This is a genomic window from Bdellovibrio sp. ZFWA1 (assembly GCF_056175665.1).
Window position 1 is genome coordinate 884014 of the sequence record NZ_JBJKJH010000002.1, and the last position, 16988, is coordinate 901001.

Consider the following 16988-nt stretch of genomic DNA (forward strand, 5'->3'; position numbering starts at 1 on the left):
CATGAGTAACGCAGCCCTATGCCCATATCAAGAAAATTGTTCAGGTTGTGATTATCTTCATATCCCTTACCAGCAACAAAAAGAATTGAAAATGGCCGAACTAAAAGCGGCATTCGATGTATTAGGGGCCCGAATCCCTCCAATTGACTTTATTCAGAGCCACACCCACTTCGCACTCCGGGATCGTCTAGACTTTACCTACACCGAAGGGAAGATCGGTCTCTATTCAAAAAGAAACACCTCCGACAAAAATCGGTCACTGCTTGATATCGCAGCCTGCGCGCAACTTCACCCCGATCTTCAAAAGATCTATACCGAGTTTCGCAGTATTTTACTCTCCGAATCACTCCCAATGAAAAAGGCCTCATTTCGCCTTCGCCGAGGTTTTGAAGGAATAAAAGGTCTTTGGATCGATGCCGCCAATATCGATATAAAAAAACTATTAGATGAGGGAGTTTTCTTAAAAAAGCTTTTAACCGCTGGTTTTTTTATTGAAATAGGTCAAAAAGGAAAAAGCCTTTCGCTGCTAAACCAAACTCTAAAACTCACTGATCCAAACCCTCAAAAATGGTTTTCTACGAACTATCTTAATCAGGAAGTTGGAATCTATTCGTTAATCTCAAGTTTCACTCAGCCCTCGATGACAACCAATAAAAGCACGGCAACACTTATTGCAGATTGGTCGAGCTTGCCAAATGTACAAACAGTCATAGAGTTTGGTGCAGGAATTGGCAATCTAAGCTTAGCTGCAAAAAAAGAGCACCATCGTTGGATAGCGTGCGAATATGATGGCCCCGCATTGGACTGCTTTAAAAAAACATGCATGGAACTAAAAATAGAAAACGATTTTCAATTTTTAAAAGGTGATTTTCAAAACAAAGAAAAGACTTTTGAGAATATAGATCTTGCCATCGTCAATCCGCCACGCTCTGGTTTAAAAGATTTCAGTCACTCCTTAAACCTAATGAAGCCTGATAGAATTATTTACATGTCCTGTTTTTTAGAGACAATGATTGCCGATCTTCAACTATTGAAACATAATTTTTCAGTTAAAAAACTATCTATATTAGATCAATTTCCACAATCTAAACATTACGAAATCTTTTGTTTACTTGAGCTCCATTAATTTTAGATTTACCAGCTCTCCGACCAAATCTTTACCGAAGAAAAGGGACACAATAGGTAAAACAAAAAGTCCCGTCAGTACAATAATTGTCGAGCGCGCAAGGACTTTAAAGAAATACTCTGCACTCCCCCGAGCAGCTGGATGTCCAAGACAAATACCGCAGCTCCATTCACCGATTGTGGCTCCTAAGAAAACTCTGCTTAAGGTTAAATAGAACCAAGAAGCCATCAGAAAAACCAAAGAAAAAAATGCAATTCCAGCCATGTGAATATGCCCACCCAAGGATAGGTCATGCAGAAGAGGTGCAACTGAGGTCTTAACAATTAACTTAAAGCTTAAAATAAAAAAAGAACTCAGACTAGTTAGAATTAAAAGATCAATAAAGGCCGCAACAAAAGACCACAAGATTAATTTGTAATTCTTCTTATTCGACAAGGGGCCACTTCGAAATCCTGTCGACTCAGCAAAATCCCAAGAACGTTTATTTTTAAAAATTTGATCAACGCGAGACTCTTTTTTTACTGGAACCACTGACGGCTTACGACGATGGATTTCCGTCCGAGGATTTTCAGATATTGGTTTATTCAGCGGATTTATTGAAGACCGATTGCGGTCATTTGGCTCGATGATCATATCTTATCTTAAAATAAAAAAGGGGAGACCTCTCTCCCCTTTTTTATTACTAGACTAATTTTAGACTGACTACCAAGGATTAGCGAACTCCGCCCGCACTACCATCATTGGTGGTACCCGATCCACCTTCACTTGGAACGGCTGGTGGATCGACAACAACCGGAGGTACACACACGCCATTAACCATTTGGTTTGGAGCTGGGCATGGGTTCGCCGGAGGTGTCACCACTGGATTCGTACAAACACCGTCTTTTAAAACCTGACCCGAATCGCATACTGGCGTTGGAGGCAATGGCGGCGGCGTTGGAGGAGTGTACGTCGTCGATACCGCATCGTTTTCTTTCTTCGATAGATACCAGAACAAACCTAGACCGATCAAGCCGATCCCCACTGGAATGACCCAGCCTTTATTACGATCCCACCAGTTTGGACCATCATTTTTCACTGGTACTCCAGCGGCACCATCATCGTCTTTTGTCGGTAAACACTTGTTCGGGTCTTTCGGATCTTTTTGACCGTCTGGGCAGATACAAGTTTCCGTTTCTGGGTCGAAGTTTTTATTTTCTTTTGCACAGTTTTCAACACTAGGACCAGGCAATTCGCCCTCGCCTGGAACCGGCCCTGGAATATCACCAGCTTTAACCATCAAATCAAAATAGCGATCTTTTAGGTTTTCACAGGCATCCATTTGATCCTCACGCAGGTCACTACGTGTTACCCAAGAACTGGCCGCTGTTGTTGAAGCCGATCCTTTTACAGTACAGAATTCTGAGGCATTACGGTAGTGCGCCTTCAAGTCTGTGATGTAAGAGCCAAGATCACTCATACAGTTTTGAGGAACAGTCTTCCCATCATTTTCAATAGTACACAGTGATTTACCCCCGTTGGCTTTCACTATGCTATTGATGATTTTTTCTTTATCTTGAGTGTTTTTCAAAGGAAACTTTTGATTACATTCGCGAGTCGCATACTTCACATTTGATTTGCCTACGCAATGCACCTTTGCGCCCTCACCAAATCCAAACAAGATAGGATTACAAGGCAAGCCACCACCGCTCGCACATTTTGTCGCCTGTCCCTTGATTGAATCGTTAAAGGGCAATCCATCGATCGCAGAAATAAGGCTTTGACGTCCCTCTCGAGGTCTTGCGCACGAGCCATCTTTATAGGTAGCAACCCAACCCGCTGCGATACAAGAATTACCATCCGCCCAAGTTTTCGCGAAGGCTTCTTCTCCTAATAGAGTTTTTAACAAACCCGAAAACTCACCAGCATACAGAGCACCAGTCTCGGCCTCGATAGCGGCTCCTTTACGATTGGCAGACTTTGCTAAAACGGCATCTGCCGCCTCAGAGGCCTGTCGCAATTTAAGCATGTAATCAAGCTGTTTCTTCAAAGGTAAACGGGCAATCTCTCGTGTTGAAAGAACACGTTTATCTAATTGAGAGCTCTTTTTCTTGTAAATAACTGAATCGGCTTTTTCTAAGATATTTTTCCGCTTCAGAAGTTCACTTTCTGTAAAAGAAACATCATCTAGGCTTAATTTTTTCGCCTCATTTTCACTCACGGTCAAAGTATGGGATTCTTTACCTTGGGTTAAAAGCATGCGAACGTATTGTTTGTTGTCACCATCTTTATATGAAGACGCGGAAATTTTCGGCATCGGCATCTTCTCGTTGGCTTTCACCCAGATATCCATCTTTGCCTGAAGATCCTTCGGGTAAACATGTCGCACCATTTTCCAGAATTCCCCGACGGTCATTTGCTTCGTAGTTAATCCCGTCTGCTTTAGATAATTGCTAACATAATCGTTAAGCGATCTTTTTGCCGCCGCACCTTGTGCTACCGGAGACAAAACCATGGTTGCCAAAGCTAAACTTGCTGCTGACTGTTGAATCCATTTTTTCATGCGAACCCCTAAGGTTTTAATATCAATATGGTCCTTTTCGGAAATTGAGACAGAAACTTAACGGGGTCCTGAAAAGACCCCGCCTAAAGTTTTATTTCAATTTATGTCGATCTTTTAGACACTCTTTAAATTCCATCGAACTGACATTGCGCTACACACTCTTCTTTAACTAGTTTTACTCGAGGAGCCATACACTCCGAAGTCCCCTTATGTCTAACCACACTCAGATTACCTAAAGAAGGGGTGTAGGTTTTTTGATTAAATTTAGCCAAACAAGAGTAATAGGCGTATTTCTCTAAGCCTGATTTGAACTTAGTGGATGTTTTTAAATAATCTCGGGCTTCAAAAGAGTTGATACCAATCCCATTTTTCGAGTTTGAAGATTGCGTAATAACGAAGTCAAAATTATCCGACACTAATTTGGAGCAATCGTTGACCGTAGCTGCCTTAGAAATTCCAAAAGGATCAGCACCGACTCTATCAACCAAAAAGACATGCCCGACGACAGCTATAATATCGCCAGCCTTTAAACTTTCCGATGGCATGACCGTGATTTTTTTCAAGCAAGACAATCCGTTATTCTGCGGTTCAACGTAAGAACTAGATCCCCACGACCACGAATCCGAAGCCCTTAACGGCCTGCTTGAAGACATTTTTAAACCTGCAGCAGCGTATGCCGAAAATACATAACCAGAGCAGTCGATGCCCAAAACGCTCGTGCCATCTCCATTATTTTTAAAGAAATCCAAAGGGGAACTGGCTGCGGTGGTAGCATAAGGCTTTCCACCATAATCGTAAATCAACGGATTATTCCGCACATTGAAACAACTCTGCGGGTAGCTTCTTTCATCCCTGATATAGTAGTGTGAGGCCTGAACCTTAGCCAAACTCGCTATACGTCTTTTAGAACCGACACCATCGGGATGAGTTCCAAAAATTTCAATTCCATCTACATCAGGGCTTTGAGTCGACATCGGTGGAAGCTTCAAAGTATTGCAAGTTTGATAAGCCGTAGCCATCGCCAGTCGACTTCCCATAACAGCCGCATTTAGGGGCGACTTCGTTTCGACCGGTAAAAAATCTGAGGAATCACGCGGAGGTTCAGCCGGCGCCGGCGTCGAGCACTTCGACTGAGTCTCGGATGCCAAGGCCTGAACACGTGAAACATAATGATCTACTTTTAAATTTAAATATTTTCGAAATGCTGTACTATTATCCTTAACATCGATCGCAGAAATTAAAGCCAAAAACTCATCTTTGCTTTTTACTTGAGTCTGACTTTCCTCAAGAATCACTTTAAGTAATGCTTGGGTTTCAGCCTCTAGCTGCGATGCCTGCTCAGAGTTTAGCTTACTATCTTCTTCCATCTGCTTGATTTTTAAACTCAATTGGATTGAAAACTCTTCGAAAGACGGAATCCGCTGTTCTTGAATTGTATACTCTTTCAAAGATTGAAAAACATCATAACGATAATGAGAACACGCGATCTCATCCGTTACTGGCTCTAAACTTTGAGCAATCTTTTCGTTGACCTGTTGCGCACATCCGGCCAGAAATAGAAATGAACTTAATAAAAAATGAATTTTTATGTTTCGCATAGTGTCCCCAGTTTGCTGCACTTTTCGGCAATCAAGGGAAAAACCAAATTGACCTTGACGAAATTTAGACTCGACCACACCCCTAAGTCGGGCTACTCTAGACCTATGTCGGAAAGATTTATAAAACTACAAGCCTTGTATCGTTTGATTGAATTGGAACCCTTTATTCTGTTGGGTGCACTAATATCTATTGCCTGGATCTTTTATAAATTTTTTCTGCAAGAAGTTTCTTCTGAAAGACATAAGAGTATCCGCCAACACTATCGCGTTTTAATTAAGCACTATGTCTTTCTTAGTTTTCTTTTTTTGATGTTTATCTTCTTCCAAAGCTCAGAGGGGCAAATTCCAAACATCGAAAGACTCTCTCCGTACGCGGCCCTTTTGGCCTTTATTTGGGGCAATATCGTTTTAGTAAAAGTCACTCGTCTGATTGTTTTGCAGTATCTATTTCTAGGCTCCATGAAACATGGCGTTCCTTTATTGATCGTCAATATGGTCTCTTTACTGCTAAGTATTGTGCTTATGTTCTGGGGCCTCTCGACCATCTTTGGCGTCGATCTAGCACCTCTTTTGGCAACGTCTGCGGCTTTCTCGATCATCCTGGGTTTGGCTCTTCAAGACACCCTGGGAAATTTATTTGCGGGGATTTCCTTACAAATTGATAAATCCTATGAAATTGGCGATTGGATTGAGTGCCAAAGCGGAATTCAGAAAGTCACTGGCCAAGTCAAAGAAATCACCTGGCGATGCACGACAATGGTGGGTTTTTCCGATGAAGTCATCACTCTTCCCAACAGATGGATGGCTCAAGCCCAGATCTCAAACTATTCGCCCCCCGACCACCCAGTCATTCGTAGTCAATTTTTTCGCTTAGAATATGGGGCAAACGTAGAACATGCCAAAGAAATCCTAGAGCAAGTGGCTGCGGGCATCGGCGAAATTCGGGGGATTCCTGCCCCCTTAGCCTATGTGCATGAAGTGACGGAAAGCTGGGTCGGTATGAAATTAATATATTTTGTAGATAACTTTGGATCTCAGTTCTCTATCGGAGACAAAGTCTTAAAACGAGGTTATTCCGCTCTGAAAGACGCTCAAATTCCACTAGCTCGACAGATCCTACAGATTGATAAAAAGGACTCGACTTTTACAAATGTATAGCGGTAAAAATAGTGCCCTAAGTTCCGAGGGGGCGCATGGATTCTTTAAATAGCCTAAATATCGATTTTAATCACCCATTGGCCGTTAAGATTCGAAAACAGATTACCAAGGCCCTTGTGGATTTTGATATGATTCAAGACGGAGACAAAATAATGGTCTGCGTTTCTGGCGGTAAAGACTCAAGTATACTACTGGCACTCCTGACAGAAATCCAGCGGCGCTCTGAGAGAAAATTCAAAATTGAAGCTGCCATTTTAGATCAAAAACAACCAGGATTTCAAATTGAAGCTTTTAAAAATTGGGTTCATTCGTTGAACGTTCCTTTTCACGTTATCGAACGTGATACGTACTCTATCGTGACCGAAAAAGTTCAGGATGGTAAAACTTATTGTTCTTTATGCAGTCGTCTACGCCGCGCGATTCTTTATGACTTTGCTTTTGATAATGGTTTTTCAAAAATGGCCCTAGGTCATCACCGCGATGACTTAACAACGACGACTATGCTGAATTTGTTCTATGGAGGAAAAACTGCGAGCATGCCTCCAAAACTTTTATCAGACGATAAAAGAAATATCCTTTTACGGCCTATGTGTTATGTCGCAGAAAAGGACCTCATTGAACTTGCTCGGATATGGGCATTTCCAATCATCCCTTGCAACCTTTGCGGCTCCCAAGATGGACTTAAACGGCAAAAAATAAAAAAAATGTTAAATGAACTAGAAAAGGAAATTCCTGATATCGCTGCCTCAATACAAACAGCACTATCGAATGTTAACCTAAGCCATATGATGGACCAGACTCATTTCAACTTTAAAGGCCTGGAACAAGTCCGAATTGATGCGATTAAAAGCGGGCAGATTTACCGTAACCCACATGAAAGCCTTGAATTCTAAAAGAGCTCCCCAAGCCGCCGGCTGAAGGGGCCATTTAAGCTTTCACCACTTCGCTAAGTTGGGCCGAAAATGCCATTACCACCTCTTTAGGTTCGGCCTTTTCCATATTAATCATTTGCGCATCCAAAAAGGCCTTCAGTTCTTTATAAAAATGACTAAGCGCTATTTTAGAAGTTGCAGCAACCTGGGTTCTTCCAGCCCAATTAAATCCGTGTTCATTCAAAGTACGGGACTTCCAAAGATCAAAGTAAGCCGTTTGATAGCGCAGAATACTTTCGGAATAACCACTATGATGAACCAGCAGCGTCTTTTGAATTGGCAAAAAATTTTCTTCACCATCAACAATTTTTACTTCAATCAATCCGACTCTTTCCAAGAGTTTTAAGGACTCAAAAAGTAAATCTTCACTAATAGGGATCGTCTCCAGAATTAGATGCGGCTTTTTTTGAAATCTATCAATAAGCAAAGACTGAAATACCAGCGTATGGTGCCAATCCGAAATGTACAAAAACTGGTCCCATCCCATAGACTGTACGATTCGAAGTTTAGCTTCAAATCTTGCCTGGGCTCTTTCTTTAATATCTAATATCTTTGAAAACGCTGCATCCGCAGCCATTTCAGCCAACTCTAATTGGGATTGAGATAAATTTAATAACTCAAAAATAGAGTTTAATTTTCTGCTAGAAATTCCCGCCTTGCCACTTAAAAACTCACTAAGTCGACTTGGCGGAACACCCAAATCCCTGGCAAATGCCCTTAAAGAATACCTTGGATTTTTGCGTTCGCGTCTTGCATATTCAGACTTAAAAATATCGATCAAAAATGAGTGAGCTTCCATTCCAATTTACTAATATCACTCCCTTTACAAATCAAGGTGAGAGATTGAATCAAGAGAATGAGCCGCCGAAGTTATCAAAAAATAATGCTCTTTTTTGTCACTTTTTTCAGAATAGTACCGTAATCGTCTTTTAAACGAAGCTAATTCTTTCTTCAAGAAACTCAACTGCTCTGTCGAGACTCCGAGTATCTGGATATGACCTAAATTTTCAACAGTGATCTTGTCAAAATTCTTTAGCTGAAATTGAAGTCCGCTTTTTAAAAGCTCCTGATAAGTCTTCGATGAAGTTGATATCAACCGGGATTCAAGCTTTGATTCAAGACAAAATTGCCCGTTTTCCGATTTAATCATCTTCAAAGTCTCTAGCTTCGTAAGACACTCAGCCATCAACTCTTCTGAAGCTCCAGTTAGCGCAATTAGATTGTCTTTCCCTAAATAGTCCTGTTCACTCGAATCCAAAAGAATCATCACAAGGAAATGCAACCAGCTATCTAGTTCCTTTACCCTCTCGTCATCGGCATTTTTAGGTACTGGTATGCTCTCGTAGGCTGAATCGATAATTATTCGCCGTCCCTGTCGATGAAGACTTTTCTCTTGGCTCAATTGCTTCAAGAAAACATCTTTTTGTGATTCATCCAAGTTAAGTTTCTCGGCAAGTGCCCAGCCTCTCTTTAAAGATACGCCACCTTTCCCATTTAATACTTCGCTTAAACGAGAAACCGGAACATGAAGATCCCGAGCAAATGCTCTTAGCGAGTACGAAGGATTTTTACTGCGTCTTTTTTCAAATTCAGATCTAATAATTTCGCGATAACTCACAGTTGAGACTCCATTATGTTTCGACAGAGTCTGGACTATCTTCAAATTATCAGGCAATTGCGAATGTTATAAGAACTCGTCTTCTTGATCCAGACGATGACGCAGCAAACGGAACATTTTTTAGATCGAACTCTGATGATCAATTTATTTTGATCATATCTACGTAAAACAAAGAAAAGTTTGCTGAATCTTAACATATTAGAAAGATGGTGGTCTCTACTGGACAACTGGGATTTTTCTTTTTTCTCCTTGGAAAACAACAAGATAGATACCAACTCTAAATTGAGTAGTACAGATAGTAGTACAGGAGTGCGAAGAAAGGCAATCATAAAGCCGCCTCGCCTTTAAGTATCTTATCAGCAAGACGTGCGATGTCCAACAAATCGTTGCGATCTAATTTTAAGTACGTTGTCTGATATGTCCGAAGCGACATTCCAAGGTAAGTCACGGCAAGAACAGGATTGATATTTGCTCGTGCCATATTAGTTGCACACGTCCCTCGTAAATCGTGGAATCGAATACGCCCCTCTATTCCGGCTTTCTCTTTCGCGACACGCCAAGCCCGATCAATCAATTGTGCTGGAAGTGCTTTTTTACCCTTTGATGAAAAGACAAGCGCACCAGTAACGGAATCCAAGATTTCTTGTTTCAAAAATGCTGGAACCGGAATCGTTCTAGCTATCCCTGTTTTGGTGTCATCGCTTGAAAGATCTATAAATAATAGATCCCCTTCAGACAACAACTGTGAGGTTTTCAATGAACCAATTTCCATTTTTCTCATGCCCATATAATAAGCAATTTTTGTGATCGTCGAATATGGAGGAGACATTTGACTAATAATTGATTGAAACTCCTCACGAGAAACAACCCGACCTTTTTTCGTGGCGTGATGTTTACGCTCCCGCTCGGGAATTTCCAAACGTGGAACTTTAGAAAGATATCCATACTCCTGAGCAATTCTCAAAATATTGCCGAGATACTTAAAGACATTGATAAGCTGCTTGCCCTTATGATTTTTTGCAAACCACGATTTGAAGTCATCGACCATTTCTTGATTGATGCTCGATATTTTTCTATTTTCGAAGTAAGGTTTGATTTGATTTTCCCAGATAGTTTCAATCCGACGCTTTGTGGCGGGGCGAATTCCATCCTCAATCTTCATTTCGATCATCTTTTGATAGATGTCTGACACAAGAACGTTTTGCCCATCCTTAACCAAAGACTTCTCAGCCCTCTGCTTCAAAGTCAAATGAGCTTCCGTTAGTTTTGCAATCGCCTTTTTGGGATCCGTTGTTCCAAGTGAGATTTTCCCGAGAGATTCTTTGCGGTAGTAGAATACTTCAGTCACTTCATCGCGATACAAACCCACGTACGAGTTGCCTTTTGCATCCTTCCATTTCTTAAGCTTTTGAACTCCCATTCGCCCCTCCTTCGAATTTAAGCTACAAAATCTATCAAGTGCTTGGCTTTGAATTTTTCCCAATACGCCCGATGAATACGGTAGTACCGACCAATTTTTTTTGCCTCGACTTTGCCGGACTTGATCCATCTTTCTATTGTCTTGGCAGTATAACCGATCTCCGCTCCAGCAGTTCCGGTCGAAATATACTCAGCAATGACATTCTTTTTATTCATAGAATCCTCAAATTTGCCCCTCAACGGCCTATCCGAAGGGGGCTGGGGAACTTTCAAAACCCCTCGGGGGACCACCCCCCGAAGGCTGAGACGCTGTGTGTTCTCAATAAACCAAAAAAAATATTAGTTTCAGCGCCTCAAGGAAGTGATCTGTATATCTGCGCTTTTACATTTATGTGCTTATTATGAGGGCTCATGCCAGTTTATCCTCATTTAGCAGAACCCCACGGCAATGATGGAACTGTTCGCAGATCACTTCATTCAAACTCCCCGTTACCTCGGGGACACTGGGCCTTATATTTTTGAGCTATGCACTAGCTCACATTCTGTCGAACCTGAATGAGGTTTGAGCCTAGGTTGTTTAAAGAGACCCCACCCACGCCGTCTCTTGAGTATTATTACGGGCCACTCCTGGCACCCGACCTTCCTACCCGCGACTTGTGTGTCGTTTACTTATTGTCCCCGACGTTTAAAAAACCAATGGACCTTTAGGCTATAAACGTCAGATCGCGGCAGTAAAACCTCAAGGAAGTAATCCGTCGGACATGAGACTCAGCTAAGCGATCAACCTTAGGTGAATGGCGCTCTTCAGTCCGTGCCCTGCCAAATTGGATGGATTACTTCATTCAAGCTGTCGATCTTCTCGACACCCCCTGAAGACAATACAATGCCTACGGTTTCCCATCGGAAAACTCGTGTTTATTTGATATTGAAGCATTCAAGGATTGATCGAAGGGCTGCGCCAACAGCCATTCTGTCAATACTAGGATGCTATGCTTTCATTGATGAATGGAAACAAATCATCCACCGGAAGTTCGAAATAAGAGCATATTTTCATACGATTTCGTTCCTTCACTTCCGAATGATACTTACCGCTTTTCAGCTGCCCGAGTAGAGCTTCAGAGACGCCAATCTTTTTAGCTAACTTAGCAACTGATAGTTTCTTTGCCTTTTGTTCTTGATCAACAAGGGCATTCAATTTGTCACAATTCACACTTCGTATTTTTGTACTCATCTATGGCCATTATACGGATTAACCGTATCAATGCAATAGAAAAATATGGATTAGTCGTAACGCCATACGGCCAAAACGTGTAGTACAATGGAAGAGTTGGAAAAGACTAAGAAAAATAAAATTTCAGTTTTCGGTAAAAATCTCAAAGCTGCTCGGGAAATGAGGGCTTTGTCAGGTATTGCCTTTGCTGAATTGATGGATATTCCGTATCCCACCCTTCGGGATATTGAATCAGGCGCATCCTTTGGCAGTAGCACCACCAGGAAAAAAGTAGCAGCGGCCCTCGGTATAGAACCGGCATCTTTGGATATTCCTAATTTTTTTGAGCCATCTGAAAAAGAAACAGACTCAATAGCAACAATCAAGAACGCACTAAAAGAAGTGATTGCGGAGAATTCTCACGTCCTAACTGATCGTGAAAAAAGAATCCTCGCAGTTGGCGATGTGATTCCCGTCGAAGTTTTAGAGGCCATGGCTAAGGATTGGAAGATCCTTAAGAAGTCAATTCCCCGAATCGTCGGAGTCTCAATTAAGGAACTCGAAAAAGCCGAACAAGACCTGTCCCAAATTAAGACTAAGAAACGCGCATAAGAATTTGTGTGCTATAATTTGAGTATGATCTCAAATCGTCTAAAAGTTTTGCGAAAAAGCCAAAATTTAAACCACTCAGAGTTTGCAGAAAAGCTTGGGATATCTAATGATGGAACTGTTCGCAGATCACTTCATTCAAACTCCCCGTTACCTCGGGGACACTGGGCCTTATATTTTTGAGCTATGCACTAGCTCACATTCTGTCGAACCTGAATGAGGTTTGAGCCTAGGTTGTTTAAAGAGACCCCACCCACGCCGTCTCTTGAGTATTATTACGGGCCACTCCTGGCACCCGACCTTCCTACCCGCGACTTGTGTGTCGTTTACTTATTGTCCCCGACGTTTAAAAAACCAATGGACCTTTAGGCTATAAACGTCAGATCGCGGCAGTAAAACCTCAAGGAAGTAATCCGTCGGACATGAGACTCAGCTAAGCGATCAACCTTAGGTGAATGGCGCGCTTCAGTCCGTGCCCTGCCAAATTGGATGGATTACTTCATTCAAGCTGTCGATCTTCTCGACACCCCCTGAAGACAATACAATGCCTACGGTTTCCCATCGGAAAACTCGTGTTTGTTTGATATATGTCTCTCAAGTTTGATCGAAAGCTCTCTGCAAAGAGCCCTCTGTCAAACTTAAGAAGCGTTGTCTTTGACTGCAATCAAAGGAAACACTTCATCCTCATCAAGTCCAAGGCTCGCGCAGATCTTTCTGCGAGACTCATCTTTGACTTGAAAAGGATATTTATTTTTTAAAAGCCCTCGGAGTAAACCGTCACTCACTCCAATTGCTTCTGCTTTCTCAACCATGCTTTTGCCTGGAAAGCTCTTTAGTGCCTTTTCTAATACCTCAGTATTTGCCGATCTTTTAAAGCTCATACGCAATAAATTACGTTATTGCGTAATAAAATGCAACAATAATGCGCCAAACACGTAATTTTATTACGCGCCTTATTACGCTATAATATTGCAAAGGGCTAAAGCGTTGAAACTAATTAAGAAAGCCGTTGGCAAAAAAATTTTACAGGCTAGAAAGTTGGCTGGTTTTAAAACACAGGCCGACTTTGCCATCGCGTTAAATACTGACACATCAACGGTCGGTCGCTGGGAATCCGGAGTCCACAAGCCCTCGGCAGAATTCTGGCAAAAAATCTATGCCCTTACGAACACCAATGAGAACTACTTCTCTGAGCTTGGTATTCAAGATGAATCGGAATCAATATCCACTATCAAAAATGCTCTTAAAGAAGTGATTGCGGAGAATTCTCACGTCCTAACTGATCGTGAAAAAAGAATCCTCGCAGTTGGCGATGTGATTCCCGTCGAAGTTTTAGAGGCTATGGCCAAGGACTGGAAGATTCTGAAAAGATCAATCCCTCGCATCGTCGGAGTCTCAATTAAGGAACTCGAAAAAGCCGAACAAGACCTGTCCCAAATTAAGACTAAGAAACGCGCATAAGAATTTGTGTGCTATAATTTGAGTATGATCTCAAATCGTCTGAAAGTTCTTCGAAAAAGCCAAAATTTAAACCACTCAGAGTTTGCAGAAAAGCTTGGGATATCTAAGGATCTATTGTTTGAAATCGAAATTGGATCTCAGCAAGTCACCAAAGAGATCTACTTAGACCTCATCAAGAACTTATCAATTGAAGAAATTGAAAACCTCTCCTCGAGCTATGAGCTTAATAGCGAGATGATTTCCCATACAATTAAGAACGAACTCAATGCTCAGTTTCAAATGCTCTACGATAGAAAAAACGATATCGAGGCTTGGACGATAGTCCTAACAAAATTGAGGGAGTCTTTGAAAATGAACGAGTCTGAGTTCAATCAATATGTTCCTCTACTTTCAAAAATAAGGAACATCCCTCCTGACTTGTTGGACATGATGTCGGACCCCGAACTTGCTTTATTTCACGGCACGATTAGGCGAATTGTTAGCCGGCCCCGAAGGAAATGACTCCACCTTTTTAGTATCTCTTTTTTTTGATTCCCAAACGGCGTCAGAAACTCGATCGGATAAAAAGGCAACCCAACGTTCCAATTCCTCGCAAGTCAAAGTCTCTTCGATTCCAACAATCAGCTTTTCGACAAGATCAGTCTTACTTTTTTGGTTCATATTACTAAAGCGTAACTCATTTATTCCGATATTTGTAATCAAAAATTAAACAAGAATCCGTCTAATAACTAAAACTAGACGATCTATCAGATCGTGGCATCGTAAATTTAACTAAATGAAAATCAGGTGTGATTCAAATTCAACGAATATTCAGTAAGAATCTAAAATCATTTAGGATTGTCAAAGGCCTTACACAAGAGGATTTGGCGAATAAATCCAATATTTCACCTAGATATTTGCAGTCACTCGAGCGAGGCGACAAGTGGCCATCCCCCGAGACAATCCGTGATATTTCTTCGGCTTTAGGTATCCCTCAAAAAGACCTCTTCAAATAGTTTCAAGAAATTTTCAATATGCTAAACAAATAAATAATTACTCCGATAATCCAACCGGAGGTAAAAATGAAATACTTTGTTCTAATCACTATTTGCTCCTTTATTTTCGGATGTGCCAATAAACCTAAGATGCTCTATAAAAATGTCTCTAGCGATGAAATACAGCGCGACAACGCCGATTGCCAACTAAAAGCTATGAGTATTGATCGCGCCGATTATGCATACATTGGAACATTCATGGAGGGCGCGAATATAGCGGCCAAAAGAAATGAAGCAATGAGACTTTGCCTAATCTCCAAAGGCTACTCTGAAACCCCTCCATCAATGACCGCCAATTCGAAATAAACAGCACCCCACCATTAAAAATGTAAAATCTGCCCTATTTTGAGATGTACGCTAAACCTTGCTTGCAATCTAGTGCGGTTTAGCGTACATTGCCTATATGAAGACGTTAAAATCCAAAGAGTACATCGAGTGGTTCGAAAAAGAGACTCTGAAGAGCAAAACTCAGATTAACTCAAGAATCTCAAAGATCGAAACTGATGGGTACTTTGGAAACTGCAAGAACCTCGGTGATCAACTTTGGGAACTCAAATTTAACGATGGTCGAAGAATTTACTATACTATAAAAAATGATATGTTTCTGATTCTGGGAGGAAATAAAAATGGGCAACAAAAAGACATCAACAAAGCAAAAAAAATCGCTCAAAAAATCCACGCCGATTAAAATCGGCGGGACAACTTTTGTTCCTTTTTCAGCAACAGAAGAACTAGCCAAAACATCAAACAAGGATTTTGCTGCTGCTTTAGCCGAAGCATTTTTGGAAGGTGACAAAGAGGCATTTCAAGAGATCCTCGAAGGCTTTCTTAAAGCTCGATCAATCACCAGAACAGCTGCGAAGGTAAAGATCCCCAGAACTGTTATCTATGAGGCAATGGATAAATCAAAGAATCCTAGTTTGGACTCGCTATGCAAAATCATGAAAGCTTTTAAAAACGTCGAGCCAAAGAAAGTAAAAGCGGCTTAATGGTTCAAGATATCTAAAGATTTATTGAAATTAGAAATCATCTGCCTTTGTTCATAGGTGCAATACTTCCCAGCAAGTCGGCACAATTGCTCAAGGGCATTTTTTATTTTGATCATATCGCTTGCAGATTGGCATATCGCCCCACCGCGATCCCTATTAGGCTCTAAGAAATCAATAAACTCATCGAATGACATATCTCTTTGTTGAGTTCCAATAGTCATCGCACAAGTGGCCCCATTTTGCATGCGTCCTTTGACAGCGCACATTTCCGTCGAAGGAACAGTTATACGCTTTGAAATGTTCGAACAACTAGGGAGTGCTGTAGCGAACAAGATCAGCAAGAGAATTTTTAAATTCTGATTCTGCCTTTTTGAATTCATCTGAATCCCTCCCCTCGGTTCTAGAAATCAAACCAAGCTTGATCGATGCCCGATCATATTCCTTTTTGAGTTTTTCATTTTTGACAACGATCTGATGAAGATCCACCCGCAAGTGAAGCTCCTCAAAGATCGCATCGGAAACCTTAAAAGCTAACCAACGAACAAAGGCATTTAATGGTCCCCATGCCAAAAAAGGCATTGCGCCGACCAATCGGGCCAGCGCAAGATTCACAAGGTTATTCCAAATCAATGCCTTGAAAACTTCCACTATTCAGCCTTTTGATACTGTTTCCACACGCCAACAACGGCCGCGATGACCAATGAAATTGTTGTGGAATGAAGGAGTGCTGTTTGCCAAGTGAGTCCTGCATTTGCAACTAGACCAACCACGTTCGCAAGAACAGACAGAACCAAGAACGTTGAAACCTTCACTTTGCCAGTCGCCTTTTTAAAGACTTCGCCGAACATAGGAGTTGAAAGGAACTTCAAAAACACCTGAAGCAAAATGGAAATGATCACAATAGTTGTTGCACCTGCCGCCCCACCTAGTGACTTGACCAGGTACTCAAAGAAGTCATTGTTTGAGATTTGAGGAATCTCGGGGGCTGGTACATCTACTACCGGCGCCGAAACAACAGGAGCATCTTGCGCCATTGAAAATACTGGCACTACAATTGTGAACGCCAACATGAACACCGCAATCAAACACATAATCTTTTTCATTTATCCTCCTTGGATTTAAAGATTGTTTTTTCGAGTTCCCTAACTCTCAACTCAAGATCCCTCAAGGTTTCCTTTGTTGAGTCTCTTTCCGAAATGATGATCCCTACTTGGATATTTAGTTGGGAGATGTTCTTGTTCATATCCCAAAGTACAAAGACAGCGGCAGTCAAAAGGGGGAGTGCTGCAAGC

23 protein-coding genes are annotated in these 16988 nt (G+C 41.5%); 10 read left to right on the top strand and 13 right to left on the bottom strand.

Annotated elements, in window-relative coordinates:
• The first annotated feature begins 1 nt into the window (after position 1).
• The gene (locus AC04MN_RS13765; protein WP_475383784.1) at positions 2-1126 is read left to right on the top strand and encodes a methyltransferase; all 1125 of its coding nucleotides are present in this window, start codon (positions 2-4) and stop codon (positions 1124-1126) included.
• Here the strand turns inward: AC04MN_RS13765 and AC04MN_RS13770 are convergent.
• The 3 genes from AC04MN_RS13770 to AC04MN_RS13780 form a co-directional block, all read right to left on the bottom strand.
• On the bottom strand, positions 1109-1759 hold the full coding sequence (locus AC04MN_RS13770; RefSeq protein ID WP_475383785.1) for an RDD family protein: 651 nt from the start codon (positions 1757-1759) through the stop codon (positions 1109-1111). The two genes, AC04MN_RS13765 and AC04MN_RS13770, sit on opposite strands and share 18 nt — an antisense overlap.
• A gap of 79 nt (positions 1760-1838) precedes the next feature.
• Positions 1839-3668 (bottom strand): hypothetical protein, encoded by a 1830-nt coding sequence (locus AC04MN_RS13775; RefSeq protein ID WP_475383786.1) that lies wholly within the window; start codon positions 3666-3668, stop codon positions 1839-1841.
• A 125-nt stretch (positions 3669-3793) separates the two neighbouring features.
• A complete protein-coding gene (locus tag AC04MN_RS13780; protein WP_475383787.1) occupies positions 3794-5266 on the bottom strand; it encodes a hypothetical protein in 1473 nt (490 codons plus the stop codon).
• Between the two features lie 105 nt (positions 5267-5371).
• Here AC04MN_RS13780 and AC04MN_RS13785 point away from each other — a divergent pair, with 105 nt between their 5' ends.
• Both AC04MN_RS13785 and ttcA read left to right on the top strand, forming a co-directional pair.
• On the top strand, positions 5372-6424 hold the full coding sequence (locus AC04MN_RS13785; RefSeq protein ID WP_475383788.1) for a mechanosensitive ion channel family protein: 1053 nt from the start codon (positions 5372-5374) through the stop codon (positions 6422-6424).
• A 35-nt stretch (positions 6425-6459) separates the two neighbouring features.
• Entirely contained in the window at positions 6460-7317 is an 858-nt protein-coding gene (gene ttcA / locus AC04MN_RS13790) for a tRNA 2-thiocytidine(32) synthetase TtcA (protein WP_475383789.1), read from the top strand.
• Between the two features lie 34 nt (positions 7318-7351).
• On the opposite strand, the gene AC04MN_RS13795 is transcribed toward ttcA, so the two are convergent.
• The 5 genes from AC04MN_RS13795 to AC04MN_RS13815 form a co-directional block, all read right to left on the bottom strand.
• Complete coding sequence (locus AC04MN_RS13795; protein ID WP_475383790.1) at positions 7352-8155, bottom strand: DUF4423 domain-containing protein; 804 nt, start codon at positions 8153-8155, stop codon at positions 7352-7354.
• Between the two features lie 24 nt (positions 8156-8179).
• Positions 8180-8974: a DUF4423 domain-containing protein gene (locus AC04MN_RS13800; protein ID WP_475383791.1), complete on the bottom strand. Its 795-nt coding sequence runs from the start codon at positions 8972-8974 to the stop codon at positions 8180-8182.
• Positions 8975-9299: 325 nt separating this feature from the next.
• Positions 9300-10394 (bottom strand): tyrosine-type recombinase/integrase, encoded by a 1095-nt coding sequence (locus AC04MN_RS13805; protein ID WP_475383792.1) that lies wholly within the window; start codon positions 10392-10394, stop codon positions 9300-9302.
• Positions 10395-10411: 17 nt separating this feature from the next.
• Positions 10412-10609: a MerR family transcriptional regulator gene (locus AC04MN_RS13810; protein WP_475383793.1), complete on the bottom strand. Its 198-nt coding sequence runs from the start codon at positions 10607-10609 to the stop codon at positions 10412-10414.
• Between the two features lie 763 nt (positions 10610-11372).
• A complete protein-coding gene (locus AC04MN_RS13815; RefSeq protein WP_475383794.1) occupies positions 11373-11624 on the bottom strand; it encodes a helix-turn-helix transcriptional regulator in 252 nt (83 codons plus the stop codon).
• 87 nt (positions 11625-11711) lie between these two features.
• Here AC04MN_RS13815 and AC04MN_RS13820 point away from each other — a divergent pair, with 87 nt between their 5' ends.
• Complete coding sequence (locus AC04MN_RS13820) at positions 11712-12215, top strand: helix-turn-helix domain-containing protein (protein ID WP_475383795.1); 504 nt, start codon at positions 11712-11714, stop codon at positions 12213-12215.
• 635 nt (positions 12216-12850) lie between these two features.
• Here the strand turns inward: AC04MN_RS13820 and AC04MN_RS13825 are convergent.
• The gene (locus AC04MN_RS13825; protein WP_475383796.1) at positions 12851-13093 is read right to left on the bottom strand and encodes a hypothetical protein; all 243 of its coding nucleotides are present in this window, start codon (positions 13091-13093) and stop codon (positions 12851-12853) included.
• A gap of 106 nt (positions 13094-13199) precedes the next feature.
• Between AC04MN_RS13825 and AC04MN_RS13830 the strand changes: the two genes are divergently transcribed.
• The 6 genes from AC04MN_RS13830 (at position 13200) to AC04MN_RS13855 (ending at position 15696) form a co-directional block, all read left to right on the top strand.
• Positions 13200-13673 carry a helix-turn-helix domain-containing protein gene (locus AC04MN_RS13830; RefSeq protein WP_475383797.1) on the top strand — a complete coding sequence of 158 codons (474 nt, stop codon included), beginning with the start codon at positions 13200-13202 and terminating at the stop codon, positions 13671-13673.
• Between the two features lie 24 nt (positions 13674-13697).
• A complete protein-coding gene (locus AC04MN_RS13835) occupies positions 13698-14174 on the top strand; it encodes a helix-turn-helix domain-containing protein (protein ID WP_475383798.1) in 477 nt (158 codons plus the stop codon).
• A gap of 287 nt (positions 14175-14461) precedes the next feature.
• A complete protein-coding gene (locus AC04MN_RS13840; protein ID WP_475383799.1) occupies positions 14462-14668 on the top strand; it encodes a helix-turn-helix domain-containing protein in 207 nt (68 codons plus the stop codon).
• 66 nt (positions 14669-14734) lie between these two features.
• Positions 14735-15013, top strand: a complete 279-nt coding sequence (locus tag AC04MN_RS13845) for a hypothetical protein (protein WP_475383800.1) — start codon at positions 14735-14737, stop codon at positions 15011-15013.
• Between the two features lie 97 nt (positions 15014-15110).
• Entirely contained in the window at positions 15111-15395 is a 285-nt protein-coding gene (locus AC04MN_RS13850; protein ID WP_475383801.1) for a type II toxin-antitoxin system RelE/ParE family toxin, read from the top strand.
• A complete protein-coding gene (locus AC04MN_RS13855) occupies positions 15334-15696 on the top strand; it encodes a hypothetical protein (protein WP_475383802.1) in 363 nt (120 codons plus the stop codon). Before AC04MN_RS13850 ends, AC04MN_RS13855 begins: the two co-directional genes overlap by 62 nt.
• Here AC04MN_RS13855 and AC04MN_RS13860 read toward each other — a convergent pair.
• From AC04MN_RS13860 to AC04MN_RS13875, 4 genes are all read right to left on the bottom strand, one after another.
• Positions 15693-15962, bottom strand: a complete 270-nt coding sequence (locus AC04MN_RS13860; protein WP_475383803.1) for a hypothetical protein — start codon at positions 15960-15962, stop codon at positions 15693-15695. The genes AC04MN_RS13855 and AC04MN_RS13860 overlap by 4 nt on opposite strands.
• 43 nt (positions 15963-16005) lie before the next feature.
• Positions 16006-16344 (bottom strand): hypothetical protein, encoded by a 339-nt coding sequence (locus AC04MN_RS13865; RefSeq protein ID WP_475383804.1) that lies wholly within the window; start codon positions 16342-16344, stop codon positions 16006-16008.
• Complete coding sequence (locus AC04MN_RS13870; protein ID WP_475383805.1) at positions 16344-16799, bottom strand: hypothetical protein; 456 nt, start codon at positions 16797-16799, stop codon at positions 16344-16346. The genes AC04MN_RS13865 and AC04MN_RS13870 overlap by 1 nt, the downstream gene beginning before the upstream one ends.
• The coding region (locus AC04MN_RS13875; RefSeq protein ID WP_475383806.1) for a hypothetical protein at positions 16796-16988 on the bottom strand (193 nt) is incomplete at its 5' end. The genes AC04MN_RS13875 and AC04MN_RS13870, both read right to left, overlap by 4 nt.

Excerpts from the sequence above, each read along its gene's own strand:
- AC04MN_RS13765 (WP_475383784.1), top strand. The coding sequence starts at position 2 with ATGAGTAACGCAGCCCTATGCCCATATCAAGAAAATTGTTCAGGTTGT.
- AC04MN_RS13770 (WP_475383785.1), bottom strand. The coding sequence starts at position 1,759 with ATGATCATCGAGCCAAATGACCGCAATCGGTCTTCAATAAATCCGCTG.
- AC04MN_RS13775 (WP_475383786.1), bottom strand. The coding sequence starts at position 3,668 with ATGAAAAAATGGATTCAACAGTCAGCAGCAAGTTTAGCTTTGGCAACC.
- AC04MN_RS13780 (WP_475383787.1), bottom strand. The coding sequence starts at position 5,266 with ATGCGAAACATAAAAATTCATTTTTTATTAAGTTCATTTCTATTTCTG.
- AC04MN_RS13785 (WP_475383788.1), top strand. The coding sequence starts at position 5,372 with ATGTCGGAAAGATTTATAAAACTACAAGCCTTGTATCGTTTGATTGAA.
- ttcA (WP_475383789.1), top strand. The coding sequence starts at position 6,460 with ATGGATTCTTTAAATAGCCTAAATATCGATTTTAATCACCCATTGGCC.
- AC04MN_RS13795 (WP_475383790.1), bottom strand. The coding sequence starts at position 8,155 with ATGGAAGCTCACTCATTTTTGATCGATATTTTTAAGTCTGAATATGCA.
- AC04MN_RS13805 (WP_475383792.1), bottom strand. The coding sequence starts at position 10,394 with ATGGGAGTTCAAAAGCTTAAGAAATGGAAGGATGCAAAAGGCAACTCG.
- AC04MN_RS13810 (WP_475383793.1), bottom strand. The coding sequence starts at position 10,609 with ATGAATAAAAAGAATGTCATTGCTGAGTATATTTCGACCGGAACTGCT.
- AC04MN_RS13815 (WP_475383794.1), bottom strand. The coding sequence starts at position 11,624 with ATGAGTACAAAAATACGAAGTGTGAATTGTGACAAATTGAATGCCCTT.
- AC04MN_RS13820 (WP_475383795.1), top strand. The coding sequence starts at position 11,712 with ATGGAAGAGTTGGAAAAGACTAAGAAAAATAAAATTTCAGTTTTCGGT.
- AC04MN_RS13825 (WP_475383796.1), bottom strand. The coding sequence starts at position 13,093 with ATGAGCTTTAAAAGATCGGCAAATACTGAGGTATTAGAAAAGGCACTA.
- AC04MN_RS13835 (WP_475383798.1), top strand. The coding sequence starts at position 13,698 with ATGATCTCAAATCGTCTGAAAGTTCTTCGAAAAAGCCAAAATTTAAAC.
- AC04MN_RS13845 (WP_475383800.1), top strand. The coding sequence starts at position 14,735 with ATGAAATACTTTGTTCTAATCACTATTTGCTCCTTTATTTTCGGATGT.
- AC04MN_RS13850 (WP_475383801.1), top strand. The coding sequence starts at position 15,111 with ATGAAGACGTTAAAATCCAAAGAGTACATCGAGTGGTTCGAAAAAGAG.
- AC04MN_RS13855 (WP_475383802.1), top strand. The coding sequence starts at position 15,334 with ATGGGCAACAAAAAGACATCAACAAAGCAAAAAAAATCGCTCAAAAAA.
- AC04MN_RS13860 (WP_475383803.1), bottom strand. The coding sequence starts at position 15,962 with ATGTGCGCTGTCAAAGGACGCATGCAAAATGGGGCCACTTGTGCGATG.
- AC04MN_RS13870 (WP_475383805.1), bottom strand. The coding sequence starts at position 16,799 with ATGAAAAAGATTATGTGTTTGATTGCGGTGTTCATGTTGGCGTTCACA.